Annotated in this window: 22 protein-coding genes; 12 read left to right on the top strand and 10 right to left on the bottom strand. The window is 76.1% G+C overall.

Going from position 1 to position 23,265, the window contains the following annotated elements:
* Positions 1 to 51 precede the first annotated feature (51 nt).
* A complete protein-coding gene (locus tag ACFC0B_RS40080; RefSeq protein ID WP_376098179.1) occupies positions 52 to 1,335 on the top strand; it encodes an MFS transporter in 1,284 nt (427 codons plus the stop codon).
* A gap of 376 nt (positions 1,336 to 1,711) precedes the next feature.
* Here ACFC0B_RS40080 and ACFC0B_RS40075 read toward each other — a convergent pair whose 3' ends face one another.
* Positions 1,712 to 2,998: an MFS transporter gene (locus tag ACFC0B_RS40075; protein WP_376098176.1), complete on the bottom strand. Its 1,287-nt coding sequence runs from the start codon at positions 2,996 to 2,998 to the stop codon at positions 1,712 to 1,714.
* A gap of 165 nt (positions 2,999 to 3,163) precedes the next feature.
* The gene (locus tag ACFC0B_RS40070; protein WP_376098173.1) at positions 3,164 to 3,520 is read right to left on the bottom strand and encodes an ArsR/SmtB family transcription factor; all 357 of its coding nucleotides are present in this window, start codon (positions 3,518 to 3,520) and stop codon (positions 3,164 to 3,166) included.
* Between the two features lie 204 nt (positions 3,521 to 3,724).
* Between ACFC0B_RS40070 and ACFC0B_RS40065 the strand changes: the two genes are divergently transcribed.
* Positions 3,725 to 4,597 (top strand): nuclease, encoded by an 873-nt coding sequence (locus ACFC0B_RS40065; protein ID WP_376098215.1) that lies wholly within the window; start codon positions 3,725 to 3,727, stop codon positions 4,595 to 4,597.
* A gap of 107 nt (positions 4,598 to 4,704) precedes the next feature.
* On the opposite strand, the gene paaK is transcribed toward ACFC0B_RS40065, so the two are convergent.
* Positions 4,705 to 5,964 carry a phenylacetate--CoA ligase PaaK gene (paaK, locus tag ACFC0B_RS40060; protein ID WP_376098212.1) on the bottom strand — a complete coding sequence of 420 codons (1,260 nt, stop codon included), beginning with the start codon at positions 5,962 to 5,964 and terminating at the stop codon, positions 4,705 to 4,707.
* A 357-nt stretch (positions 5,965 to 6,321) separates the two neighbouring features.
* On the opposite strand from paaK, the gene ACFC0B_RS40055 reads away from it, so the two are divergent.
* Positions 6,322 to 7,278 carry an ATP-binding cassette domain-containing protein gene (locus ACFC0B_RS40055; protein ID WP_376098170.1) on the top strand — a complete coding sequence of 319 codons (957 nt, stop codon included), beginning with the start codon at positions 6,322 to 6,324 and terminating at the stop codon, positions 7,276 to 7,278.
* Entirely contained in the window at positions 7,275 to 8,912 is a 1,638-nt protein-coding gene (locus tag ACFC0B_RS40050; protein WP_376098167.1) for a hypothetical protein, read from the top strand. Before ACFC0B_RS40055 ends, ACFC0B_RS40050 begins: the two co-directional genes overlap by 4 nt.
* Positions 8,913 to 8,965: 53 nt before the next feature.
* Here ACFC0B_RS40050 and ACFC0B_RS40045 read toward each other — a convergent pair whose 3' ends face one another.
* On the bottom strand, positions 8,966 to 9,703 hold the full coding sequence (locus ACFC0B_RS40045; protein ID WP_376098164.1) for a hypothetical protein: 738 nt from the start codon (positions 9,701 to 9,703) through the stop codon (positions 8,966 to 8,968).
* Between the two features lie 92 nt (positions 9,704 to 9,795).
* Between ACFC0B_RS40045 and ACFC0B_RS40040 the strand changes: the two genes are divergently transcribed.
* The 3 genes from ACFC0B_RS40040 to ACFC0B_RS40030 all read left to right on the top strand — a co-directional run bounded on the left by ACFC0B_RS40040 (position 9,796) and on the right by ACFC0B_RS40030 (position 11,458).
* Positions 9,796 to 10,143 carry a GntR family transcriptional regulator gene (locus tag ACFC0B_RS40040; RefSeq protein WP_376098161.1) on the top strand — a complete coding sequence of 116 codons (348 nt, stop codon included), beginning with the start codon at positions 9,796 to 9,798 and terminating at the stop codon, positions 10,141 to 10,143.
* Positions 10,140 to 11,141: a DUF1648 domain-containing protein gene (locus ACFC0B_RS40035; protein ID WP_376098158.1), complete on the top strand. Its 1,002-nt coding sequence runs from the start codon at positions 10,140 to 10,142 to the stop codon at positions 11,139 to 11,141. Before ACFC0B_RS40040 ends, ACFC0B_RS40035 begins: the two co-directional genes overlap by 4 nt.
* Positions 11,142 to 11,311: 170 nt before the next feature.
* Positions 11,312 to 11,458, top strand: a complete 147-nt coding sequence (locus ACFC0B_RS40030; RefSeq protein WP_376098155.1) for a hypothetical protein — start codon at positions 11,312 to 11,314, stop codon at positions 11,456 to 11,458.
* A gap of 91 nt (positions 11,459 to 11,549) precedes the next feature.
* On the opposite strand, the gene ACFC0B_RS40025 is transcribed toward ACFC0B_RS40030, so the two are convergent.
* Positions 11,550 to 12,383: a LysR family substrate-binding domain-containing protein gene (locus tag ACFC0B_RS40025; protein WP_376098152.1), complete on the bottom strand. Its 834-nt coding sequence runs from the start codon at positions 12,381 to 12,383 to the stop codon at positions 11,550 to 11,552.
* Between the two features lie 58 nt (positions 12,384 to 12,441).
* Here ACFC0B_RS40025 and ACFC0B_RS40020 point away from each other — a divergent pair, with 58 nt between their 5' ends.
* Positions 12,442 to 12,876, top strand: coding sequence for a DUF5997 family protein (locus ACFC0B_RS40020; protein WP_376098149.1), 435 nt, complete (start codon positions 12,442 to 12,444; stop codon positions 12,874 to 12,876).
* 251 nt (positions 12,877 to 13,127) lie between these two features.
* Positions 13,128 to 13,772, top strand: a complete 645-nt coding sequence (locus ACFC0B_RS40015) for a transglycosylase family protein (protein WP_376098146.1) — start codon at positions 13,128 to 13,130, stop codon at positions 13,770 to 13,772.
* 46 nt (positions 13,773 to 13,818) lie between these two features.
* Here the strand turns inward: ACFC0B_RS40015 and ACFC0B_RS40010 are convergent, their stop codons facing one another.
* A complete protein-coding gene (locus ACFC0B_RS40010) occupies positions 13,819 to 14,247 on the bottom strand; it encodes a cupin domain-containing protein (protein ID WP_376098143.1) in 429 nt (142 codons plus the stop codon).
* Positions 14,248 to 14,805: 558 nt separating this feature from the next.
* The gene (locus ACFC0B_RS40005; protein WP_376098140.1) at positions 14,806 to 15,810 is read right to left on the bottom strand and encodes an MBL fold metallo-hydrolase; all 1,005 of its coding nucleotides are present in this window, start codon (positions 15,808 to 15,810) and stop codon (positions 14,806 to 14,808) included.
* A gap of 289 nt (positions 15,811 to 16,099) precedes the next feature.
* Here ACFC0B_RS40005 and ACFC0B_RS40000 point away from each other — a divergent pair, with 289 nt between their 5' ends.
* The 3 genes from ACFC0B_RS40000 to ACFC0B_RS39990 are packed head-to-tail and all read left to right on the top strand — an operon-like array spanning position 16,100 to position 18,935.
* Positions 16,100 to 17,236 carry an ABC transporter substrate-binding protein gene (locus tag ACFC0B_RS40000; RefSeq protein WP_376098137.1) on the top strand — a complete coding sequence of 379 codons (1,137 nt, stop codon included), beginning with the start codon at positions 16,100 to 16,102 and terminating at the stop codon, positions 17,234 to 17,236.
* Positions 17,237 to 17,274: 38 nt separating this feature from the next.
* The gene (locus ACFC0B_RS39995; protein ID WP_376098134.1) at positions 17,275 to 18,150 is read left to right on the top strand and encodes a helix-turn-helix transcriptional regulator; all 876 of its coding nucleotides are present in this window, start codon (positions 17,275 to 17,277) and stop codon (positions 18,148 to 18,150) included.
* Entirely contained in the window at positions 18,108 to 18,935 is an 828-nt protein-coding gene (locus ACFC0B_RS39990; protein WP_376098131.1) for a GNAT family N-acetyltransferase, read from the top strand. The genes ACFC0B_RS39995 and ACFC0B_RS39990 overlap by 43 nt, the downstream gene beginning before the upstream one ends.
* A gap of 186 nt (positions 18,936 to 19,121) precedes the next feature.
* Here ACFC0B_RS39990 and ACFC0B_RS39985 read toward each other — a convergent pair whose 3' ends face one another.
* The 3 genes from ACFC0B_RS39985 to ACFC0B_RS39975 form a co-directional block, all read right to left on the bottom strand.
* Complete coding sequence (locus ACFC0B_RS39985; protein ID WP_376098128.1) at positions 19,122 to 20,444, bottom strand: M64 family metallopeptidase; 1,323 nt, start codon at positions 20,442 to 20,444, stop codon at positions 19,122 to 19,124.
* A 75-nt stretch (positions 20,445 to 20,519) separates the two neighbouring features.
* A complete protein-coding gene (locus tag ACFC0B_RS39980) occupies positions 20,520 to 22,421 on the bottom strand; it encodes an amino acid transporter (RefSeq protein ID WP_376098209.1) in 1,902 nt (633 codons plus the stop codon).
* Positions 22,422 to 22,771: 350 nt separating this feature from the next.
* The coding region (locus ACFC0B_RS39975) for an HAD-IC family P-type ATPase (RefSeq protein WP_376098125.1) at positions 22,772 to 23,265 on the bottom strand (494 nt) is incomplete at its 5' end.

The raw sequence follows: 23,265 nt of genomic DNA, 5'->3' as shown, positions 1-23,265 counted from the left end.
TGTCACCCACCCGGCCGCCACCCGGGTCCCGCCCATTCTGGAGGACGGTTCGTGACCGCCACCGTGTCCGCTCCCCACGCGGCCGTCCGGCTCGGACTCCGCGCCAACCTCGCCCGGTTCACCCTGCTGGTCGCGGTCAACGCCCTGGTCGGCGGCATGCTCGGCCAGGAGCGCACCGTCCTGCCGCTGCTCGCCGACCGCACCTTCCACCTCTCCGCCCACACGGCCGCGCTGACCTACATCGTGGCGTTCGGCGCGACCAAGGCCGTCACCAACTTCTTCGCCGGCGCCCTCTCCGACCGCTACGGCCGCAAGCCGGTCCTGGTCGCCGGCTGGCTGCTCGCCCTCCCGGTGCCGCTGCTGCTGATCTGGGCGCCGACCTGGGGCTGGGTGGTGTGCGCGAACGTCCTGCTCGGCGTCAACCAGGGCCTGACCTGGTCGACCACCGTCATCATGAAGATCGATCTGGTCGGCTCCGCCCGCCGCGGCCTCGCGATGGGCTTCAACGAGGCCGCCGGCTACCTCGCCGTCGCCGCCACCGCGATGGGCACCGGCGCCGTCGCGGCGCACTGGGGACTGCGCCCGCAGCCGTTCCTGCTCGGCATCGCGTTCGCCGCCCTCGGCCTCGGGCTGTCCGCGCTCGCCGTGCGCGAGACCCGCGACCACGCCCGCGCCGAGGCCGCCCTCCATCCGGCCCCCGCCGACCCCGGCCACCACGGCGGGCTGACCACCGGCCAGGTCGCCCGCACCGTCAGCCTCACCGACCGGGCGCTGTCCTCGGCCAGTTGGGCGGGCCTGGTCAACAACCTCAACGACGCCCTGGCCTGGGGGATCTTCCCGCTGCTGTTCGCCGCGCATGGCCTGTCGATCGGCCGGATCGGCCTGCTCGCCGCCCTCTACCCGGCGGTCTGGGGCCTGGGCCAGATCCTGACCGGCTGGTGGTCCGACCGGATCGGCCGCAAGCACCTGATCACGGCCGGCATGCTGGTGCAGGCCGTCGCGATCGGCCTGGTCGCCGCCGGCACCACCTTCGAGGTGTGGGCGCTCGCCCAGATCCTGCTCGGCGCCGGCACCGCGCTCGTCTACCCGACCCTGCTCGCCGTCATCGGCGACGTCGCCCACCCGGCCTGGCGCGCCCGCGCCGTCGGCGTCTACCGGCTCTGGCGCGACGGCGGCTTCGCCGTCGGCGCCCTCCTCGCCGGCGTACTCGCCGACGCCTACGGCGTCACCACCGCCATCTGGGCCGTCGCCGCCCTCACCGCGGCGGCGGGCGCCGTGGTGGCCGTCCGGATGTACGAGACCCACCCCCGCCCGGCCCGCCCCGACTCCCGCTGAGGAAACGATCCCCTCGCCCGGCCCGTCCGCCGGTGCCGGCCGGCGGACGGGACAACGGCGCACCGGCCACGGACCGTCCGCCCCGAACCCGTCCCGGCGTTGCCGGAAGCCCGCGCGACCGGGCCGCGCACCGGAGCCGTACGGGAGCGACGCGCGTGCGTCGCACCGGTTCGGGTGGCCGACGCTCACGGTCGCGCTCGACGCCGGCAGGGGCGCGGCGCCCCGAACGGTCCGGCAGGCCCTCACCACTGCGGCCCCGGACGAGCTCGCGGTCACGGCACCCACACCCCGCCGACCCCGCCGCCCCGCCGGGAGGGTCGTCACCCGCCCCCGGGCTGCGGACGGGCCCAGGACGCCACCCGCGGCGGCCCGGTCGTCAGCGGGCGGCCGGACGGCGCCGGGGCAGGGGGCGGAGGGGCATCGGGGTGGGCCGGGTGGTCGGGGTCGGGCGCCAGAGGCGGGCGGCGAGGACGGCCGCGACGAGGGCGAGGGCGCCGAGGGCCAGGACGGCGGCGGTGAGGCCGGCGGCCGCGCCGAGCCGGCCGGCCAGGGGGTAGGCCAGCAGCCAGCAGCCGTGGGAGAGCGAGAACCGGGCGGCGAAGGCGGCGGGCAGGTCGGCGGGCGGAACCGCGGAGCGCAGCAGCCGGCCGCCCGGGGTGAGGATCAGCGAACCGGCCGCACCGAGCCCGGCCCACAGGGCGAGCAGCGCGGGCCAGCGCCATCCGCCACCCCCGCCGCCCGCGGTCCGTCCCGCCGCGGTGACCACCGCCAGGGCGGCGAGCAGTCCGGCGACGGCGAAGGCGGCGGGCAGCATCACCGCGCGGTCGGCGACCCGGTCCAGCACCCGCGGCAGCAGCAGCGCGACCGCCATCGACCCGCCGCCGTACGCGCCGAGCGCGAGCGGCACGTCGGCGGCCGGCCGACCGAGCTGGTCGCGGACGTAGACGACGGTGTTGACGATCACCATCGCCCCGCCGGCGGCCACCGCGAGGTCCAGCGCGAGCAGCGCCCGCAGCCGCGGCACGGAGAGGAAGAGCCGGATCCCTTCGAGCGAGCGCGCGCCGAACGCCCCGGCCGCCTCCGCCCCGGCAGCCCTGCCGGGCAGGGCCACCGAGACGACCAGGACCGCCGAGGCGAGGAAGCCGGTCACCGTCCCCCAGAACAGCCAGCGGTAGCCGACCAGCGCCAGCAGCCCGGCGGCCAGGACCGGGCTGACCAGGCTCTCGGTGTCGTAGGCGAGGCGGGAGAGGGACAGCGCCCGGGTGTAGTCGCGCTCCTCGGGCAGGACCTCGGGGATCACCGACTGGAACGCCGGGGTGAAGGTCGCCGAGGCCGCCTGCAGCACGAAGATCAGCAGATAGACCTGCCAGACCGAGCCCACGAACGGCAGCCCGAGCGCCACCCCGGCGCGCGCCAGGTCGGCGGCGACCAGCAGCCGGCGGCGCGGGATCCGGTGCGCCAGCGCGGCGGCGACCGGGGCGATGCCCACGTAGGCGACCATCTTGATCGCCAGCGCGGTGCCGAGCACCGAGCCGGCGTCGGGCCCGGCGAGGTCGTAGGCGAGCAGGCCCAGCGCCACGGTGGCCAGGCCGGTGCCGGCGAGGGCGACCACCTGGGCGGTGAACAGGTGCCGGTAGGTGCGGTTGCGGAGGACGGAGAGCATCGGGACTCCGTTCGGACTCGGCGCGGGCCCGGGCGGGCCGGAGCGCCCGTACGGGCTGCCGTTCCTCCAGAATAGGGCAACATGTGCATACGTGTGCACGTGTTGAGGAGAAAAGAGCCGCCCCTCCCACCGGGCGGGGCGGCGGATCGCGGCGGATCGCCGCCGTCAGTCGTGCGGGGGCAGTCCGCCGATCTGGTGGTCGGCCACGTTCAGCGCCTCGTGGACCAGTCGGCGCAGGTGCCCGTTCCGCAGCGCGTACACCACCCGCCGGCCGTCCTTGCGGGTCGACACCAGCCCGGCCAGCCGCAGCTTGCCGAGGTGCTGACTCACCGACGGGCGCGCCGCGCCGGCGGCCTCGGTCAGCGTGGTCACGTCCGCCTCGCCCTCGCTCAGCCGCTGGAGCAGCGCGAGCCGGGTGCGGTCGGAGAGCAGGGCGAGGATCCCGGCGGCCACGTCCAGTCGTTCGTCCGCACCGGAGTGCTGCGACGCATGTGCACCTGATACCTGGACGCTCCCGCTCATGGGCTCAGCTTAGAGGGCGCGCGACCACCGTTCACCCGCCCCGCACCGCCCGGTTCACGCTCCCCTCCACCACAGCACCCCCGCTGTTCACCGGACCGTTCCCCCGCCGCGCCGCCTCCCGCCGCCAGAATGAGGCCGCCGGGGCCCGGGCCCACCGGCGCCGGACCCACCAGGGCAGACCCACCAGCGGAGGCGACCGTGTCCATGCTCGTCATCAAGGGCACCTACCGAATAGTCGACAGCCAACCCGACGGCGACACCGTCCACTTCACCCCGCAGGACCCGGGCTTCTGGCACGACGTGCCGGGCGGCCGCCGCGTCCAGCGCAACAGCACCGGCGGCGGCACCGTGCGGATGGACGCGATCGACGCCCTGGAGACCCACTACACGGGCGTCGGCCCCGGCACCCTGCACCAGCCGCTCGGCCTCGGCGCGCACGCGGCCCGCGACGAACTGATCGCCTGGCTGGGCTTCACCGGCGTCGTCCGGAACGCCGACGAGAAGGTGACCGCCTCGACCCCGGAGACCGTGCCCGGGTACGTGCTGGCCGCCGGCGCCGACGTCCACGGCCGCGCGATCGCCCTGGTCGGACGCGGCAAGCCGCCGGCCGGCACGCGCAGCGGCGAGCGGATCACCGTCGGCGTGGAGCTGCTGCGGGAGACCGCCAACCACCACCTGCTCGCGCGCGGGCTGGTCTACCCGACCTTCTACAGCAGCCTGCCCGAGGTGCTGCGGGCCGAGCTGGCGACCGTCGCCCGGCAGGCGCGCGTCGCCAAGGCCCCCGGCAGCGTCTGGCAGCACGACGTCACCACCGACGGCGCCAAGGTGAACGGCCTCGCCTCGATCACCGATCAGCAGGTCCTGCTGCCCAAACTGTTCCGCCGGCTCGCGGACTACCTCCGGCTGTTCGGCCCCGCACTGGACTCCTTCCCGGCCTACCTGGCGGGCGAGGGCGAGGAGTTCCGCGTACCGGAGCAGCGGGCGGCGGTCCGCGGCCTCCAGCACCTGGTCGAGGTGAGCGGCGACACGGTCCGGATGACCCGGCCGATCGAGGACGTCGTGCTCGTCGAGAAGTGACGCCCGACGGCGCGCCGCGGCCCGTCCGTCGCCACCCGACGGGCGGGCGCCCCGACCGCGGCGGCCGTGGCCGCCTTGGCTGCCGTGGCGGTCAGCCCTCCCGCGGGTCAGTCCTCCCGCAGGTCCGCGATCCGGCGGATCTTGCCGACCGAGCGCTCCAGGCTGTACGGGTCCACCACCTCGACGTCCACGCTCACGCCGACCCCGTCCTTGACGCCCCGCGCGATCGCCGCGGCGGCCGCGTCCCGCTGCTCGGGGGCGGCGTCCGGGCGCGCCTCGACCCGCACCGTCATGTGGTCCAGCCGGCCCCGGCGGGTCAGCCGGAGCTGGAAGTGCGGCGCGACGGCGGGCACCCGCAGCAGGACCTCCTCGATCTGGGTCGGGAAGACGTTGACCCCGCGCAGGATGATCATGTCGTCGCTGCGCCCCGTCACCCTGGCCATCCGGCGGAAGGCGGGGCGGGCGGTGCCGGGCAGCAGCCGGGTGAGGTCGCGGGTGCGGTAGCGGATCACCGGCAGCGCCTCCTTGGTGAGCGAGGTGAAGACGAGTTCGCCGCGCTCGCCGTCCGGCAGCACGTCGTCGGTCAGCGGGTCGACCACCTCCGGGTAGAAGTGGTCCTCCCAGATGTGCAGGCCGTCCTTGGTCTCCACGCACTCCTGGGCGACGCCGGGCCCCATCACCTCGGAGAGGCCGTAGATGTCGACGGCGTGCAGGTCCATCCGCCGCTCGATCTCGGCGCGCATCCCCTCCGTCCACGGCTCGGCGCCGAAGATGCCCACCCGCAGCGAGGTGGTGCGCGGGTCGACGCCCTGCCGCTCGAACTCGTCGAGCAGGGTGAGCAGGTAGGACGGGGTGACCATGATGATCTCGGGGCGGAGGTCCTGGATCAGCTGCACCTGCCGGGCCGTCATGCCGCCGGACGCCGGGACGACCGTGCAGCCGGCCCGTTCGGCGCCCGCGTGCGCGCCCAGTCCGCCGGTGAACAGGCCGTAGCCGTAGGCGATGTGCACGGTGTGGCCGGGCCGTCCGCCGGCCGCCCGGATCGAGCGGGCCACCACGTCGGCCCACACGTCGAGGTCGTGCCGGGTGTAGCCGACCACGGTGGGACGGCCGGTGGTGCCGCTGGAGGCGTGGATCCGGCGGACCTCCTCCTTCGGGACGGCGAACATGCCGTAGGGATAGGTGTCGCGCAGGTCGGCCTTGGTGGTGAAGGGGAAACGGGCGAGGTCGGCGAGGGTGCGGCAGTCCGCGGGGGTGACGCCGGCCGCGTCGAACTTCCGGCGGTAGAGCTCGACGTTGTCGTAGGCGTGGCGCAGCGTGGCCCGCAGGTGCCTCAGCTGGTGCGCGCGCAGCTCCTCGCGGGTCATCCGCTCGCCGGCGTCCAGCAGCTCCTCCGGCGGCGCCTCGCCGAGACGCCCCGCCTCCGGTGCCTCCGGTACCGCCGCTGCCGCCGGTCCGCCCGGGTCCGCCGTTCCGCCGCTCATCGCGCCTCCCTCCGACAAAACCGACCGATCATTCGGTTGGCCCTCGACAGGGCCAAGTAATCCAGTACCCGAACCACCTGTCAAGGCTCGCCGCGGGCGAACCCCTGTCCTTCGTCAGGGCCGCTCCCCGTCGAAGGACAAGGAGCGATCTCTGCCGAACGGCAGATGGCAGCGACCCGCCGATCGGGGAGGCTCATCGACGTCGCCCCCGTCCACGCACCAGCCGGAAGAGCAGATCGCATGAGCCGAACCGACCTCCGACACACCGCCCGACCCGATACCCGCCACAACGACCCGCCGCACCTCGAACTGACCGACGTCAGCAAGGTCTACCGCGGCGGCAAGCGCGCCGTCGACGGGCTCACCCTGCGACTCGGTCCCGGACTGCTCGGCCTGCTCGGGCCGAACGGCGCGGGCAAGTCCTCGCTGATGCGGATCGTCGCCACCGTCACCCGGCCGACCGCCGGCCGGCTCACCTACCGGGGTGTCGACGCGCTCGCCGAGCCCGAGCTGCTCCGGCGCGAACTCGGCTTCCTCCCGCAGGACTTCGGTGTCCACCCGAAGCTCACCGCCCGCGAATTCCTCGCCTACCTGGCCGCCGCCAAGGGCCTCTCCGCCCGCTCCGCGCGGGCCCGGATCGACGAGCTGCTCGCCCTGGTGAACCTCACCGAGGCGCTGCGCCGGCCGCTCGGCGCGTACTCCGGCGGCATGCTGCGCCGGGTCGGCATCGCCCAGGCGCTGCTGGGCGATCCGCGGGTGATCGTGGTCGACGAGCCGACCGCCGGGCTCGACCCGGAGGAGCGGGTGCGCTTCCGCAACCTGCTGAGCGCGCTGGCCGAGGAGCGGGTGGTGCTGCTGTCCACCCACATCGTCTCGGACATCGAGTCGGTGGCCGGGGACATCGCGGTCCTCGCCGGCGGGCGGCTGCTGCGCCGGGGCAGCCCGGAGGAGCTGCTGCACGACCAGGCCGGCCGGGTGTGGGAGGTCCTGGTCGACCCGGAGGCGGTGCCCGCCGTCCAGTCGCGCTGGGTGGTGAGCCGGATGGTGCGCACGGGGGACGGCCGGGTGCGGCTTCGGCTGCTCGCGGACGGTTCGCCGTTCGCCGACGCGGTGCCGGTCGCACCGGACCTGGAGGACGCGTACCTGGGCCTGGTCCGGCCGGCCGTCGCGCAGGACCGCCCGGAGGTGCGGCGATGACCGCGACCGCCCCCACCCCGACCCGGGCCGGGGTGCCCGCCCGCCTCTGGCAGCTCGCCCTCGGCGACTTCCGCGACCGGGTCCGCCGGCCCGCCTACGCGGTGACGCTGCTGGCCGCCGTCGGCCTCGGTCTGCTCACCGTCCCGCCCGCCGACGGGCACTGGGCGATCCTCGCGCTGGGCCGCTACCGGGGCGAGTACAACAGCGCGTACGTCGGCACCGCGACCGCCCTGGCCGGTGCGCTCTGGCTCACCCTCGGCGGGTTCTACGTGGTCCGCAAGGGGCTCGGGCGCGACGAGGAGACCGGCGTCGGGCAGCTCCTCGCCGCGACGCCGCTGCGGACCGTCGAACTGCTGCTCGCGAAGTTCCTCGGCAACCTGCTGGTCCTCGCCTCGATGCTCGGTGTGCTCGCGCTCACCGCGCCCGCCCTCCAGCTGGTCCGGGGCGAGGACCGCTCCCTCGACCCGGTCGCCCTGCTGACGCCGTTCCTGGTGCTGACGCTGCCACTGCTGGTGGCGACGGCGGCGCTGGCCGTCCTGTTCGAGACGGTGCCGCTGCTGCGCGGCGGTCCGGGCAACGTCGCCTGGTTCGCCTTCGCCCCGCTGCTGCTGATCGCCGGGGAGCGGAGCGGCGCCCCGCTCGGCGGGCTGGGCCTCGGGCCGGTGGCCGCCTCGCTGAGCGACGGGCTGGCCGCGCGCGGCGTCGACCTCGGCGGCGACGAGTTCAGTCTCGGCCTGACCAAGGTGGACACCCCGCTGGAGCCGTTCCCGTGGGACGGCGCGGGCCTGGACGGCGGCTTCCTCGCCCAGCGCCTGCTGCTGGTGCTGCTCGCGGTGGCAGTCGCCGCCCTGCCCGCGCTCTGGTTCACCCGCTTCGACCCGGCGCGCGGCACCTCGGCCGAGCGGCGGCCGCTCGCGGGCGGCGGCGGGCCGGTTCCGGCACCCGCCGCTCCCCCGGTCCTCCCGCTCACCCTGCCCACCGCGGCCCCGGCCGGGACCAGGACGGGCTTCGGGTCCGGCTTCGGGTCCGGCTTCGGCCGGCTGCTGCTCGGGGAGGCCCGGATGCTGTTCACCGACGCCCCGCGCTGGTGGTGGCTCGCCGCCGGCGGCCTGGTCGCGGCCGGGCTCGCCGTCCCGTCGGACACCGGCGCGGGCGCGGTGCTGCCCGCCGCCTGGATCTGGCCGGTCCTGCTCTGGTCCCGCCTCGGCAGCCGCTCGGCCGAGTACGGCCTGGAGTCCCTGCTCGGCGCCTACCCGGCCGCCCGCACCCGGCTGCTCGCGGAATGGGGCGCCGGGGTCCTGCTCACCGCCGCGGTCGGCGCGGGCGTCCTGGTCCGCCTCGCGGCGGCCGGGGACACCGCCGGCGTGGCCGCCTGGTCGGCCGGCGCCCTGTTCGTCCCCTCGCTGGCCCTCGCCCTCGGCACCCTCTCCCGCACCCACCGCCTCTTCCAGGCCCTCTACCTCCCGCTCTGGTACCTGGCGGTGAACCAGGTCGCCGCCCTCGACTTCATGGGCACCGTCCGCCGCGCCGGCCACCCCGCCGGCCCCTCCCCGGTCCTCGTGACCACCCTGACCCTGGCCCTCCTCGCCACCACCCTCCTCACCACCTCCGCCCGCCGTGCTCTGCGCAGTTGATCACCCGGGCACGCCGGCCGGGGCCGCCACGGCCGCCACGGCCGCCACCGCCGTCACCAGTCGGCGGCGATCCCGTCGGCGACCGCGAAGCCGACCTCACAGACGGGGCAGACCGCATGACCGAAGACGTACGTCAGCACACCGGCAACCTCGCGCCGGCCGTCGGCGAGCGCGAGATCGTGGAGGCGCCGGCCGATGCCGTCGAGCTCGGCGGGGGCCGCGGGGCGCAGCGGACGGGTCTCGACGTCCCCCTTCGCCAGCACGTAGTCCTCGGCGGCCGAGAAGAACCCGCGTTCGCCGAGGGCGATGAACACATCGACCTCGCAGCCCGGGCAGGCGATCTGGTACTCCTCGTTGACGATCCCCCGGGCCAGCTCCTCGCTCCAGCCGGCAACACCCTCGAAGCCCAGCATGGCCTCCAGGAGGTGGACGTAGTCGGTGGGATCCGCGCTGGTCCGGAGCTGCCGGTTCACCGCCGCCAGCAGGGTGGCGGTCTCCGCCGCGAACCGCGCGCGGACCTCGCCCGCCCCGTCGGACTGCCCGGCTCCGGCCAGGATCGCGCCGGCCAGCAGCAGGGCGTTGACCTCCTGCTCCCGATCCCCGCACCCCGCCCGTCCGGCCAGCCAGGGCAGAGCCGCGAAGCTGGCCGGGTAGACGGTGCCCTGGTGGCAGAGCGCCGACCACAGGTCGCTCCAGAGGTCGTCGTCCGGGGCCGAGACGAGCCGGTCCAACAGGTCCGGGATGTCGTCGGCGGGGCCGTAGGCATGGGTGAGTCGGGACCAGTCCGTCATACCGGCATCCAACCAGCCCGCCCCGCCTCTCGGCGCCGGAGGGGCGTCATCCCCTGACCGAACAGCAAGATGGTGCTACTGTCACTAGCACCATGTTGCTGAAGCTGGAGGCCGGGGACGCGCGGCCGTTGCACGAGCAGGTCGCGGCCGCGATCCGGCGGGCCGTCGGGGAAGGCGAGTGCGCACCCGGGGAACGGCTGCCACCCGCACGGGAGTTGGCGGCGGCGCTCGGGGTGAACGCGAACACGGTGCTGCGGGCGCTGCGGGCGCTGCGCGACGAAGGGGTGCTGGAGTTCCGGCGCGGGCGCGGCGTCACCGTCGCGCAGGGCGCCGACCGGCGGGCCGAACTGCTGGACGCGGTACGCCGGCTGGTCGCGGACGCGGCACACGCGGGATTCGGCCGGGAGGAGCTCGTCGAGATGATCAGGGGGCTGGAATGAGCGAGGGTGCACGGCGGGACGGACGGCGCGGCAGGACGGCGGCACTGTGGGCCACCGGGGCGTCCGGGGTGCTCGTACTGCTGCTCGGCCTGCCCTGGACGGCGCGGGGCCGGCTGCCGGAGCCCGTGGCCACGCACTGGGGCGAAAAATACCCGGACGGTTCGGCGTCGCTGACGGCCGCGGCGCTGTTCCCCGCCTGCGTCTGGGCGCTCGCGGTCGCCGTGGGCGCCGTCACCCGCCGGCGCGGCGGGGAGCAGGCGCGACTCTGGACGGCCGCCGGACTCGTCTTCTGGGGGGTGCTCCTGACGGGCGTCCAGCTCTCGATCGTGTCCGCCAACCTCGACCGCGCGAGCTGGCAGGAGGCCCGGCCGCTGGGCGCCGAGGTCGCGCTGATCCTGGTGGCCGCGGTCGGCGCCGGCCTGGCGGCGTGGCGGCTCGCCCGGCGCGGCGCCCCCGGGCCGCGCGCCGTCACGGCCGCCGACGGACCGCGGCTCGAACTCCCGGACGGCCAGCGCGCCGTCTGGCTCTCCCGGGCGGCCAACCCCTGGCTCGGCCTGCTGGCCGCGGTGACGGGACTGGGCGCGGTGGGATCCGCGCTGGCCGGGATCGCCGGGCTGGGCGGTCCGGCCTGGGCGGTCGCCGCGCCGCTGGCGGTCGCCGCGACGGCGGCGGCCTTCTGCTCGTCGGTGCGGGCGCGAGTCACCGAGCAGGGCCTGACCGTGGCGTTCGGCCCGTTCGGCCGGCCCTCCCGGCACTGGGCGCCGGAGCAGATCGCCTCGGCCCGGGCCGAGCAGCGCACCCCGGCCCAGGTGGGCGGCTGGGGCTACCGGCTGAGCGGCCTGGGCACCACGGTGATGCTGCGCCGGGGCGAGTGCCTGGTGATCCGCCCCCGCGAGGGCGCGGACTTCGCGGTGAGCGTGGACGACGCCGAACGGGGCGCCGCCCTGCTGAACGCCGTGGCCGCCCGTCACAACGACACCCCGGCACCACCCGCCTGAACCCGGGAGCCGGGCCCGAACGCGGCGGGGACGGACCGGCCCGCTCCCCCGCGCCGGCCCCGCCCGCCCCGAGGCCGCGGCAGCTGGAGGACCGCGGCCCGGCCGCCCGCCGCACCGACGAGCGCGACCGCCGCGTCCTCCACCTCCCGCTCACCGCCGAGCGAATCCGGTTGATCGACCGGGTCCACCCCGGCCTCCTCGCCCACGACCGGACGCCGCTCGCCGGCCTGAGCGCCGCCGAGCGCGAGGAGCCGTCCCGGATCCTCGGCCGCCCCCGGCTCGTCCTGGAGGGCAGCAGTGGGAGCACCCCGCCCTGACCCGGCGGGCCCCGGACGCCGCCCGGAACCCGGCGGCCCGGCCCGGGGTCGCATCACGGCTGACCCCGGGCCGCACCGGGTCGCCCCCGGGTCAGCCGCGGCGCTTCGGGCGGCCGCGGCGGGCCGCCGCCGAGCCGCCGGAGGATGAGCCGGAGCCGCCGCGGGGGCGGCCGCCGCCGGTGGCGGTGCGGCCCGCGGCCGGCCGGCCCCCGACGGCCTTGCCCTTGCCCGCGCCCTTCCCGGCGCCCCTGCCCGCGTCCTTCCCGGAGCCGGGCTGCTGCTTCTCCGAAGGCTGCGCCGCGGCGGCGGTCTGGCCGCGGCCGCGGGAGCTGTTGACCGTGCGGCCGCGCACGATGCCGATGAACTCCTCCACCAGGTCGGTGGTCCGGTCCTCCAGCCAGGACAGCGCGACTTGGGACTGCGGTGTGTCCGCCATCGTCCGGTAGGTGAGGTCGCGCCGGTGGTGCAGGCGCGCCAGCGACTGCGGGACGAGGAGCACGCCGACGCCGGCCGCGACCAGCTCGATCGCGTCCGCCGTGGTCGCCGGGCGTTCGATGGCGGGCCGGCCGGGCAGCCGCTCCCACCCGAGCGTGTCGTCGAGCGGGTGGAAGACCACGTCCTCGGCGAGGTCCTCGACGGTGACCTCCTCGGCCGCCGCCAGCCAGTGGTCCTTGGGGAACACCACCACCGTCGTCTCGGTGTACAGCGGGATGGCGCTCAGACCGGTCCGGTCGACCGGCAGCCGCACCAGCCCCGCGTCCGCGTCGCCCGCCCGCAGCGTCGGCTCGCCGTCGGCGGCCTCCACCGCGACCAGGGCCAGCGGAACGTCCGGCAGCCGCTCCGACCAGACCCGCGCCCACTTGCCGGGGGTCACGCCCGGGACGTACGCCAGCCGGAACGAGGGTGTCACCTGCATCTCTGTCACCCGACCAAGGCTACCGACCGTGACGGCGGGCGTCGGCCGCTCGCTTACCCTGGTGACCATGACATCGCTCAAGCAGAAGACCACGCAGACCATGAAGCCGGCCACGGCGGCGAAGAAGCTCGGGGTCTACCTCGGCGCCACCCCCGCCGACTTCCAGTCGGGCGTGATCTCCCGCGAGGAGCTCACCGCCCTGCAGACCGAGCCGCCGCAGTGGCTGCAGGACCTGCGCCGCAACGGCCCGCACCCGCGCTCCGTGGTGGCCTCGCGCCTCGGCGTCTCGGCGTCCGGCCTGGCGCGCGGCGGCATCACCGAGGCGCTCACCACCGCGCAGATCGAGGAGCTGCGGGAGGAGAACCCGGAGTGGCTCCAGCGCGAGCGCACGATCCAGGCAGAGGTCCGCAAGGAGACCGTCCGGGTCAAGGAGAAGCACGAGAAGGAGGAGAAGCAGCGCCAGCAGGCCGCCGCCGCGGCCGCCCGCCAGCAGGCCCGCTGACCTGCGGCTTCACCGCCTTTTCGAATACGCTCCACCCCCGGCCCCCCGGCGTTCGCGCCGGGGGGCCGCCGTCTGCGCGGAACGCCGCCGGACGGCGGGGGCGGGGCGGGGGCCGCTCGGGTGGCGGCGCAGGGCCGGTCGGGTGACCCGACCGACGTGTCGGCGTCGGAACGGCGCCCCCGGCGTGCGTCGGTGGGAACGCGCCGCTCCCCCAGCGGCACACTCCCTGTCCCCGGACCTGAGAGCCGCCCATGCCCCCCACCGCGCACCTGCGCCGCCTGCTCCCCACCGCCGTCTGCACCCTGGCTGCCGCCGTCCTCGCCGCCCCTGCGGCACACGCCGCGCCACCGGGTCGGGGAGGTGGGGCGGGCACCGAACGGGGGGCCGTGATCGACTGGGACCGGGTGGCCGCCTGCGAGAGCGGCGGAAACTGGAGGATCAACACCGGAAACGGCTACTTCGGCGGCCTCCAGTTCGACCAGCCGACCTGGCGGGAGAACGGCGGCCTCGCCTACGCCCCGCGCGCCGACCTCGCCAGCCGCGAGGAGCAGATCGCCGTCGCCGACCGGCTCGCCGAACGGCGCGGGCTCAAGCCGTGGCCGGTCTGCGGCGCCCGCGCCGACCGCACCAGCGAGCGGCCGAAGGCGAGCACCCGGCCGATCCACGTGGAGCCGCCCGCCGACGAGGAGGAGACCACCGACGCGACGCCCGCCGCGCCTCCCCCCGCCGACGGATCCGGCACCTGGACCGTCCGCCCCGGCGAGACCCTGGACAGCATCGCCGAGCGGTTCCGGATCCCCGGCGGCTGGCCCGCCCTGTTCGAGCGGAACCGGGCCCTGATCGGCGAGGACCCGGACCTCATCCACCCCGGCCAGGAGCTGGACCTGCCGCTCTGACGCCCCGCCCCGTCCGACCCCGCCCCGCCCCGGGAGCGGCCGCCCGTCAGCCCACCGTGGGCTGCCAGGGGCCGCGCTCGGGGCGGGCCTCCGTGGTGGAGCCGTCCGGCCAGGGCGGCATGGTGACGGCGACGATCCGCAGCGGGCCGGGGCTGTCCTCGTCGGCGCGGAACTGGAAGGCCGTCCCCAGCGGCACCGAGACCGACGTCCCCACCCGCAGTGCGTCCACGCTCTCCCGGCCGGACTGCCGCCGCCAGATCCGCCCGCTGCCGCCCGTGACGTGCCAGAGCTCCTGGACGGTGCTGTGCGAGACCGCCCGGGTCACCGCACCGGGCGCGAGTTCGAAGACCGCCTGGCTGCCCAGGCCGTCCAGGGCCAGCAGCGGCCGGACAACCGCGCCGTCCGGGGCGAGGACCACCGGGGCGTCCCCGCTCTCCGTGGTGCGGAACGGCTGCTGAAGCGGTTGCTCACCCATGCCCACCCGACCCCTCTCGGCTCCGGCGGCGCCCCCCGGCCCGCCCCATGGAGCCGATGGGACCACACCCCCGCCCGGGCCGCCAGGGCGCCACCGGGGCCGGTCGACCGCCCCCCACGGCCGGGTTCTCGCGCCGGTACCGGAGGACGGTTCCCTCGACGAGGTCGAGCCGTCCGGCCGCGACCGGGCCGGTGGCGGGGCCCGGGCCGCCCGCGCCGGCCTCGAAGGCGATCAGGACCGGGGGTGTCCCACCGACCTGCCGGGCGACGAGCCGGACCTCGTCAGGCGTCGGCGCGCGGACCACCGGGTCGCTGAACACCCGCTCGGAAAGCGCGATCACCGCCCGTCGCCCGCCCCGGATCACGCCGTCGTTCGGGTCGCGGCGGAGGTCCGGGGCTTCGCCGCATCGCGCGTGAGCTCGGCGTCGTCGCCGAGCAGCACCGTCACGCCCCCGGCACGACCCCCCTCGGCGCCGCGCGGGCGCTCGCCGAAGGGACGCGGACCGGGTCTCGGCACGGACGGCGGCGGCGCGGACGGCGGACTGCCCCACCGGCGGCGTCAGCCGGTGGCCGCGTCCACGGCCCACGGCCGCACGAAGGGCCGGTTGAGGTGGGCGGTGGCGAGCACCGCCCCCGTGCGGCGGGCGTCGTCGAGGAGCTGCTCGCGGCTGCGGCGGGCCGTCGCGGGATCGGCCTCGAAGGCGTAGCGCACGGCGGGCGAGACCAGTTGGACGGCGTGCACCAGCACGTCCCCGGTGACCAGCAGGCGGTCGCCGCCGCCCTCGACCAGCACCGACTGGTGGCCCGGCGTGTGCCCCGGGGTCGGCAGCAGGGTGACCGCGCCGCCGGGGCGGGCCCGGCCCGCGAGCACCGTCCGGCCGTCGACCTCGGTCAACCGGCCGGCGCGGAGCAGCGGTTCGACGACGTAGGTGCGCGCCGTGCGGGTCGGACCCAGCGCCGCGACCTCGGCGTGCTGAACCAGGTAGCGGGCGTTCGGGAACACCGGCGCACCCTCCGGGGTGACCGACCAGCCGTAGTGGTCCTCGTGGAGGTGGGTCAGGACCACCGCCTCGACGTCCGCCGGGGCGATCCCGGCCCGCGCGAGCACCGCGGGCAGCCTGCCGGGGACCGGGGCCCAGCCGGAGGCCGGGCTGCCGACCGGGCCGATGCCGGTGTCCAGCAGGGTGACCCGGCCGCCGGGGCGGCGGACGGCGTAGCAGCGGAAGTCCAGCTCCCAGGTGTCGCCCGTGCCGAACGCCGCCGGGTCGAGGCGCCGGGCGCGCTCCCAGTCGGCGGCCGTCGCGTCGGGGAAGGCGGCCTGCCGGGTTCCCGGGAACGGGCCGTGCGCGTCGAGCAGCGCCAGCACCTCGTAGCGGCCGAACCGCCGGACGGCGACGGCGGAGCCGGTGGGCGTCGCGGCGAGGGCCGGCGTCGCGGCGGTCGGCGGCCGGAGCGCCACCGCGCCGGCCAGGGCGAGCGCCCCGCGCAGCACCCGGCGCCGACCGGGCGCGGCGGGGTCGACGGACGCGGCGGACGGGACGGCAGGCACGGTCGGATCGTTCATCGGGACTCCTCGGGCGGGGCGCGGGCAGCACGGGGGCCGACGGACCGGGCCGGCGCCCCGACCCCCGTACGGGGCGCCGGCCACCTCCACCCTCCCGCCGCACCCGCCCCCGCGGCTTGTCGTTTCTTGCGCGATCCGCTCCCGCCCGGGCAAGCCGCCCCGCGCCGACGCCGACGGCGGCTTGCCTCCCGGCGTCGGTCACGGTTGTGATGTCCGGCATGATCACGGGCCCCGGCACCCTGCGGTCCGGGCCCGGTGCCACCGACTCGCCACACGGGAGACGCCGACGATGAGCACGCCACCCTCACGACCCGAAGCGGAACAGGCCGGAGCCGAACAGGCCGGAGCCGAGCAGACCGGAGCCGAGCCGTCCTCAGGAGCGCCCGTCCGGATCGGCGCCCTCGTCCCGCTCACCCGGCCCGGCTGGGTCGAGGCGGGCCGGCACCTGCTCGCCGGACTCGAACTGGCTGTGGAGGAGGTGAACGAGGCCGGCGGGATCGGCGGCCGGCCGATCGCCCTGGTGGTGCGGGACACCGCGGCCGACCCCCAGCGGGCCGCGGCCGCCGTCGACGACCTGGCCGGCCTGGGCGTGGCCGCCCTCGCCGGGGAGTACCACAGTGTCGTCGCCCGTACCGTCGCCGCCAGGGCCGAGGCCCTCGGGCTGCCGTACCTCTGCTCGTCGGCGGTCCTGGACGCCCTCACCGACCGGCCGAGCGACCTGGTCGCGCGCCTCGCCCCGGCGCAGTCCCACGGCTGGCGGATCTACGCGGACTTCCTGCTCGGCGCGGGCCACCGCCGGATCGCCGTGGCCGCCGAGCCCAGCGTCTACTGGGCGTCCGGGACGCGGATCCTGCGCGACCACCTCGTTCCGCGCGGCGGCACCGTCGTCGAGCTCGACGCGCGCGCCCTCGATCCCGCCGCCCTGTGCGACGCGCTCGCCGACAGCGGGGCGACGGCCCTGCTCCTGCTGGCCGGCACCCCGGATCCGGCCGTGCCGATCGTCCGGGCCGTCCGCCGCGACCGCCGCCTCCCCGGACTGCTGATCGGCGCCCCGGCCGGGCAGCCGGAGTTCGCCGACTGGCGGACGCTGCTGGGCGGCGACGGCGCCGCGATCCCGTTCCTGCGCTACCTGCCCGAGCGCCTCGGGCCGCTCGGCGCGCGCGTCGGGGCGGCCCTGCGCGAGCGGCTGGCCGAGGCGCCGTCCTTCGTGGCCTTCGAGGGCTACGACACGGTCGCCGTCCTCGCCGAGCTGCTGCGCTCCCCGGGCGCGGACTGGGAGCGCGTCGCGGTGGACGGCACCCGGGGGCGGGTCCGGTTCTCCCGCACGCCGGGCACCGGCGTCCGGCAGTGGGTCCGGCCGCCGGTCCAGGTCGTCGACCGCGATCCGGCGGACCTCGGCAACGTCCGGGTCCTGCACACCGGTTGACAGGGGAGGTGATCTGCGGCAGCGGGTAGGGTGCGGACATGCCGGTGGAGCGCGCGTGCCTGTTGAACGGGGACGACCTGTACGTCGCCGACGTCTCCTGCCAGGACCCGCCTCACGGGTGGACGGAGCTGCGGCCCGCGCCGGTGTTCGGGTTGGCGCTGGTGCGGCGCGGGATGTTCCGGGGGCGGGCCGACGGGGTCGAGCAGGTGCTGGACCCGGCCTGCGTGTACGTCGAACGGATGGGCTGCGAGCAGCAGTTCGCGCACCCCTGCGGCGGCGACCGCTACACCGAGCTGGTGCTCTCCGAGCCGCAGGTGGCCGACCTGCTGGGCGGCGATCCGGAGGTGCCGCACGGGCTGGTGTTCACCACGGCCCGGATGGCGGTGGCCCACCGGCTGCTGACCGCCCGGGCGCGCGACGGGGCGGACTCCTTCGAACTGGCCGAACGCACCCTGGCGTTGGCGGGCGAGGTGCTGTCGGCGCTGGCCCCGGCGGCCAGGGTCGAGAGCGGCCGGCCGGTCCGGGACGCCGAGCGCCGACGCCTGGTGGACGCCGCGCGGGCGGCCCTGGCGGCCGACCTCGGGCTCGGGCTTGACCAGCTCGGGCGGGCGGTCGGCTGCTCGCCGCACCACCTGAGCCGGATCTTCCGGGCGGCGACCGGCGAGGGGATCGCCCGCTACCGCAACCGGCTGCGGGTCGCCCTCGCGCTGGAGCGGCTGACCGAGGGCGAGACGCGGCTGGCCGCGCTGGCGCAGGAGTTGGGGTTCAGCGACCAGGCGCACCTGACCCGGGTGGTGCACCGGACCGCCGGCCTGCCGCCCGGCCGGCTGCGCGCGCTCCTCGGCCCGGCGGGCGGGCGTAGGCTCGGCGGATGTCCTCCGCTTCCTCCCCTGCCGCCCCTGCCGCCGCGCTGACCAGCCTGCACGACCGGGCGGTGCTCGCCGAGCGGTTCGGCCGCGACCCCGAGCTGCACCTCTTCGAACTCGGCGATCTGGACGAGCCGTTCTGGTCGCACACCGCCTGGTACACCGCCTCGGCGGACGGCCCGGTGGCGCTGCTGTACGCGGTCGGGGAGGTGCCCACGCTGCTCGGACTGGCCAGGCCCGAACGCGCCGATGAGCTGGCCGGGCTGCTGAGGGCGCTGCGGCCGGTACTGCCCCGGCGCCTGCTCGCCCACCTCACCGACGGCGGCGTGGACGCCCTCGCGCCGGACTACCGCGCCGAGCACCGGACGGCGATGCTGCGGATGGCGCTCACCGACCGCGCCGCCCTCGCGCCCCACCTCGGAGGCGGCGTCGCGCCGGTCACCCCACTCGGCGCGGCGGACCTGCCGGACCTGCTCGCCCTGTTCGCCGCCGGGTACCCGGGCAACTGGTTCGACGAGCGGATGCTGACCACCGGCCCGTACGTCGGCGTCCGGGACGACGCGGGCCGGCTGATCGCGACCGCCGGGGTCCACGTGTCCTCCCCCGCACGCCGAGTGGCGGTGATCGGCAACGTCACCACCCACCCGGCGGCCCGCGGCCGAGGCCTCGCCGCCGCCTGCACGGCCCACCTCTGCCACCTCCTGGCGGCCCGCGGCGCCGACTGCATCGGCCTGAACGTCCGCGCCGACCACCCCACCGCCCTCGCCCTCTACCGCCGCCTCGGCTTCACCCCCGTCGCCACCTACGACGAGGCGGTCCTCGTCGCCTCCTGACCGACGCACAGAACGCCGCCCCGGTGGCCATCAGCCCTCGGCCGAGCACGGCCGACGACGAGGCCGCACCCCCGGCGCCAGAAGTCGGACCCGCCGACTTCCCGCGCCCCCGCAGGCAGCGGCGCGGGCCGCGGAGGCGGGACCGATGGCCGGGGCGGGCGGCGATGGCGGGGGCGGCGGGACGGGTCAGCGGGTGGCGGGCCAGGCGAGGGTGGTGGTGAGGCGGGGGCGGAGGGCCGGGTCGAGGACGGCGGAGGTGGGGTCGGTGGCGGTGGCGGTGAGGGTGTGGACGCGGCCGCGGGGGCCGGGGAGGGGGACGGTGGCCAGGTTGATCTCGGTGCGGCCGCGCAGCTGCCGGAGTTCGCGCCCGTCGACCGACCAGGTGAGGACGGTGCCGGACACCGGGAGGTCGACGGTGAGGCGGTCGGCGCGGGTGAGCGGGGTGCCGGCCGGGGTGGGGCTGGTGAGCGGGACGGCGTGCCGGTAGAACCCGGCGATCATCGCCTCCCGCCCGGGCAGGTTGAACTCCCGCCCCAGCGAGCGCATGATCGAGTTCTCGGTGGGCCGGTACAGCCCCTTGGGGTAGTAGCCGCCGCCCTCATAGCCGCCGACCACTCCCCCGTCGGGCGAGGGGCGGCCGATCCACCGGAACCACTTGGCCCGGTCGCGGGCCAGCCGGTCGGCGGTGGACAGGCTGATGTTGGGCTCCTCCGGCTCGCCCAGCTCGGCCGGGTAGACGTCGTCGCCCTCGTAGAAGTACTCGTCGGCGAGCTTGCCGAGCGAGTGTCCGGTCTCGTGCACGGCGATCTGGCCGGCCCTCGCGTTGCCGCCCGCCACGGTGGCGATGCCGTCGTAGCCGAGTGCGGAGGCGACGTTGTAGCCGGCGCCGCCGTACTTGGCGGTGTTGGCGACGACGAGGACGAGGTCGGCCTGCGGGGCCTTGGCGGCGTAGGTCTCGACGGCCTCGGTGTCGACGCAGAGCAGGCGCTCGATGTCCTCGCACCAGAAGTAGGAGCCGAGGGCGGTGTCGCGGACGGTGGCGCGGTCCGGGTCGCCGGTGATCCCGGACTCGGCGGAGACGGTGGCGACCGCCCAGACGTTGAACAGGCCCCGGTAGCTGGCGTAGGGCTCGACGGCGCTCAGCTCCTGCCACTTGGCGGCGGCGTCGGCGCGGAACCTCTCCTGCTCGCCGGCGGTGTAGCCGTCGCCGATGACGACGACGTCGACCTTGCCCGCCGGCTCGCCGCTGCGCAGGACCGCGGTGACCTCGCCGTCCCCGGCGGCGGGTGCGAGCGCGGGCCGGCCGGCGGCCAGGTACGGGGAGGCCGCGGGCGCGGTGGCCCGCCCGATCGAGCCGTCCTCGCCGAACACCTCGACCCGGTGCCGGGCCGCCGCGGCGCCGCCCGAGGGCGCGGGCCCGGAGGCGGACGCGACGGCCGGGGCGCTGCCGAGGGCGGCGAGCGCGAGGGCACCGGTCAGGACGATCGAGCCGAACCTGCGATGGCGCACGGGTGTTGCTCCTCTGCGGGCCGGGGCCGACGGGTCCGCCATGGTAGGCAGCTGACGAGCCGTCGGCACAACCCCTCAACCGACGTGTACGCGCGGCCGGTGGGCCGGGTCCGGTTCGGCCTCGCGGAGGACCTCGCGGGTGACGGGCGCGACCTCGCCCTGGCCGAACAGGAAGAAGCGCAGGAACTGGGCGAACGGGTTGCCCTCGGTCCACTCGAAGTAGATGTGCGGCTGCTGGCCGGTGCGGTCGCGGACGGTGAGGAGCAGGGCGGCGAGGGCGTTCGGCACGCTGGAGCTGTCCAGGCTGAGCACCCGGTAGCGGTCGTGCAGGACCTCGCCGTGCACCGTCAGCACCGCCTCGAACTCGGACGGGTCGCGGACCGTCACCTCGACGAAGACCAGGTCGTCCTCGGCGGGGATGTCGTTGTGGGCCCGGATCTGGTGCTTCTTCTCCTGGTACTCGGCGAGGTCGCGGCTGTTCGGCACATTGGCGATCAGCCGCAGCGGCCGGTGGGTGTAGTCCCGTACGAAGCGCTCGGCGGCCTGGTCGAACACGACGTCGGTGACCCGCAGTTCGAAGGCGCGTTTGAGGCGGGAGAGGAAGGAGACCAGCATGATGGCCGCGATGAAGCAGGCGCCGATCTTCACGCCGTCCGGGCGCTCGGCGATGTTCAGGGCCGTGGTGTAGAGGAAGACGGCCGCGATGACCGCGAAGCCGATGGTCCAGCCGCGCTGGCGGGCGGCGCGGGCCGCGATGGTGACGGCGATGGCGGCGGAGCTGATCAGCACCAGGACGCCGGTGGCGTAGGCGCCGCCCTGGGCGTCCACACTGGCGTCGAAGATCCAGGTGACCAGGAAGGCGATCAGGGTGAGCACGATGACCATCGGCCGCACCGCCTTCGCCCAGTGCGGGGCCATGCCGTAGCGGGGCAGGTAGCGCGGCAGCAGGTTGAGCAGGCCGGCCATCGCGGAGGCTCCGGCGAACCAGAGGATGGCGATGGTGGAGAGGTCGTAGATGCTGCCGAAGGTGTTGCCGAGGTACTCGTGGGCCAGGTAGGCGAGCGCCCGGCCGTTGGCCTGGCCGCCCTTCTCGAAGGCCTCCTCGGGGATCAGCAGGGTGGTGATGAAGCTGGTGGTGATCAGGAAGACGCTCATGATCAGGGCGGCCGTGGTGAGCAGTTTGCGGGCGCCGCGGATCCGGCCGGTGGGACGCTCCTCGGTGTCGTCCGGGTCGCCCTCGATGAGCGGCATGACGGCGACGCCGGTCTCGAAGCCGGAGAGGCCGAGCGCCAGTTTGGGGAAGGTCACCAGGGCGACGCCGACCATCGCGAAGACGTTGCCGTGCTCGGCGGTGAGCGCGTCCGCCCAGTCGCCGACCACGTGCGGGGACTTGAGGACGTGGTAGAAGCCGGTGGCGACGACCACCACGTTCAGCGAGAGGTAGATCGCGACCAGGACGACCGCCAGTCCGATCGCCTCGCTGAAGCCCTTGAGGAAGACGCCGCCGAGCAGGGCGACCAGCACCAGCGTGATGAGCACCTGACGGCCGGCCAGGGCGCTGTTCAGGTGGGGGTTCTCGACCAGGTGGGCGGTGGCGTCGGCCGCGGACAGGGTGATGGTGATCATGAAGTCGGTGGCGGCGAAGCCGAGCAGGGCGAGGACGAAGAGCTTGCCCTTCCAGAACGAGAGCAGCCGTTCCAGCATCGCGATCGACCCCTGGCCGTGCGGGCTCTCCACGGCCACCCGCCGGTAGACGGGCAGGGCGCCGCAGAGGGTGACGACGACGAGCACGACGGTGGCCACCGGGGAGAGCAGGCCGGCCGCGAGGGCGGCGATGCCGGGCTGGTAGCCGAGGGTGGAGAAGTAGTCGAGGCCGGTCAGGCACATCACCCGCCACCAGGGGCGGCTCTGTTCGGCGGGGGCCTGGGCGTGCGGGCCGGGGTGCTGCTTGGCCATGTCGGAGAGGCCTTCCAGCAGCCAGGCGCGGAACCGCTGTTCGTGCGGGGCGCCGCCGCCGACCGAGCCGGGGACCGGCGTCCCGCGGCCCGGGCGGTACGAGCCGCCCGCGCCGTCCGCACCCGAGGAAGCCACCCTGCACCCCTTGTCCACGGCCCCGAAGCCGTCCGGCCGACGGCAGGGCGACAGGCTATGCGACGGGGCCGCCGACCTGCGGGAACGCCTCGGCGGTGTCCCCTCATCGGGCCAGTGCGGGACGCACCGGGGCGGCACCGGACGGGCGTCGGACGGGTGCCGGACGTGCCGGAGCCCCCGGAACCGGGGGTGGTTCCGGGGGCTCCCGCGGCCAACGGGCGGTCGGCCCGTGGGAATCAGCGGAAGGTGCGCAGCCGCAGGCTGTTGCCGACCACGAAGACCGAGGAGAAGGCCATCGCCGCACCGGCGATCATCGGGTTGAGCAGTCCCGCGGCGGCCAGCGGCAGGGCGGCGACGTTGTAGCCGAAGGCCCAGAACAGGTTGCCCTTGATGGTGCCGAGGGTCCTGCGGGAGAGCCGGATGGCATCGGCGGCCGAGCGCAGGTCGCCGCGGACGAGGGTGAGGTCGGCGGCCTCGATGGCGGCGTCGGTGCCGGTGCCCATGGCCAGGCCGAGGTCGGCCTGGGCGAGCGCGGCGGCGTCGTTGACGCCGTCGCCGACCATCGCGACGACCCTGCCCTCGCCCTGCAGCCGCTGGACCACCGCGACCTTGTCCTGCGGCAGCACCTCGGCGATCACGTCCTCGGCGGGGATGCCGACCTCGGCGGCGACGGCCTCGGCGACCAGCCGGTTGTCCCCGGTGAGCAGCACCGGCCGCAGGCCGAGGGCGC

The organism is Kitasatospora sp. NPDC056184, from assembly GCF_042268405.1.
Classification (GTDB): Bacteria; Actinomycetota; Actinomycetes; order Streptomycetales; family Streptomycetaceae; genus Kitasatospora.
The sequence above is the reverse complement of the archived record's forward strand: the minus strand, read 5'-3'. Positions and strand labels throughout refer to the sequence as shown.

What these genes read in the sequence shown, in the direction of transcription:
- ACFC0B_RS40070 (WP_376098173.1), bottom strand. Translation starts at nt 3,520, where the DNA reads ATGAGCGGGAGCGTCCAGGTATCAGGTGCACATGCGTCGCAGCACTCC.
- ACFC0B_RS39995 (WP_376098134.1), top strand. Translation starts at nt 17,275, where the DNA reads ATGCCGGTGGAGCGCGCGTGCCTGTTGAACGGGGACGACCTGTACGTC.
- ACFC0B_RS40075 (WP_376098176.1), bottom strand. Translation starts at nt 2,998, where the DNA reads ATGCTCTCCGTCCTCCGCAACCGCACCTACCGGCACCTGTTCACCGCC.
- ACFC0B_RS40000 (WP_376098137.1), top strand. Translation starts at nt 16,100, where the DNA reads ATGAGCACGCCACCCTCACGACCCGAAGCGGAACAGGCCGGAGCCGAA.
- ACFC0B_RS40040 (WP_376098161.1), top strand. Translation starts at nt 9,796, where the DNA reads ATGTTGCTGAAGCTGGAGGCCGGGGACGCGCGGCCGTTGCACGAGCAG.
- ACFC0B_RS40050 (WP_376098167.1), top strand. Translation starts at nt 7,275, where the DNA reads ATGACCGCGACCGCCCCCACCCCGACCCGGGCCGGGGTGCCCGCCCGC.
- ACFC0B_RS40020 (WP_376098149.1), top strand. Translation starts at nt 12,442, where the DNA reads ATGACATCGCTCAAGCAGAAGACCACGCAGACCATGAAGCCGGCCACG.
- ACFC0B_RS40035 (WP_376098158.1), top strand. Translation starts at nt 10,140, where the DNA reads ATGAGCGAGGGTGCACGGCGGGACGGACGGCGCGGCAGGACGGCGGCA.
- ACFC0B_RS40010 (WP_376098143.1), bottom strand. Translation starts at nt 14,247, where the DNA reads ATGGGTGAGCAACCGCTTCAGCAGCCGTTCCGCACCACGGAGAGCGGG.
- ACFC0B_RS40065 (WP_376098215.1), top strand. Translation starts at nt 3,725, where the DNA reads ATGCTCGTCATCAAGGGCACCTACCGAATAGTCGACAGCCAACCCGAC.
- ACFC0B_RS40015 (WP_376098146.1), top strand. Translation starts at nt 13,128, where the DNA reads ATGCCCCCCACCGCGCACCTGCGCCGCCTGCTCCCCACCGCCGTCTGC.
- ACFC0B_RS39990 (WP_376098131.1), top strand. Translation starts at nt 18,108, where the DNA reads ATGTCCTCCGCTTCCTCCCCTGCCGCCCCTGCCGCCGCGCTGACCAGC.
- paaK (WP_376098212.1), bottom strand. Translation starts at nt 5,964, where the DNA reads ATGACCCGCGAGGAGCTGCGCGCGCACCAGCTGAGGCACCTGCGGGCC.
- ACFC0B_RS40055 (WP_376098170.1), top strand. Translation starts at nt 6,322, where the DNA reads ATGAGCCGAACCGACCTCCGACACACCGCCCGACCCGATACCCGCCAC.
- ACFC0B_RS40045 (WP_376098164.1), bottom strand. Translation starts at nt 9,703, where the DNA reads ATGACGGACTGGTCCCGACTCACCCATGCCTACGGCCCCGCCGACGAC.
- ACFC0B_RS40005 (WP_376098140.1), bottom strand. Translation starts at nt 15,810, where the DNA reads ATGAACGATCCGACCGTGCCTGCCGTCCCGTCCGCCGCGTCCGTCGAC.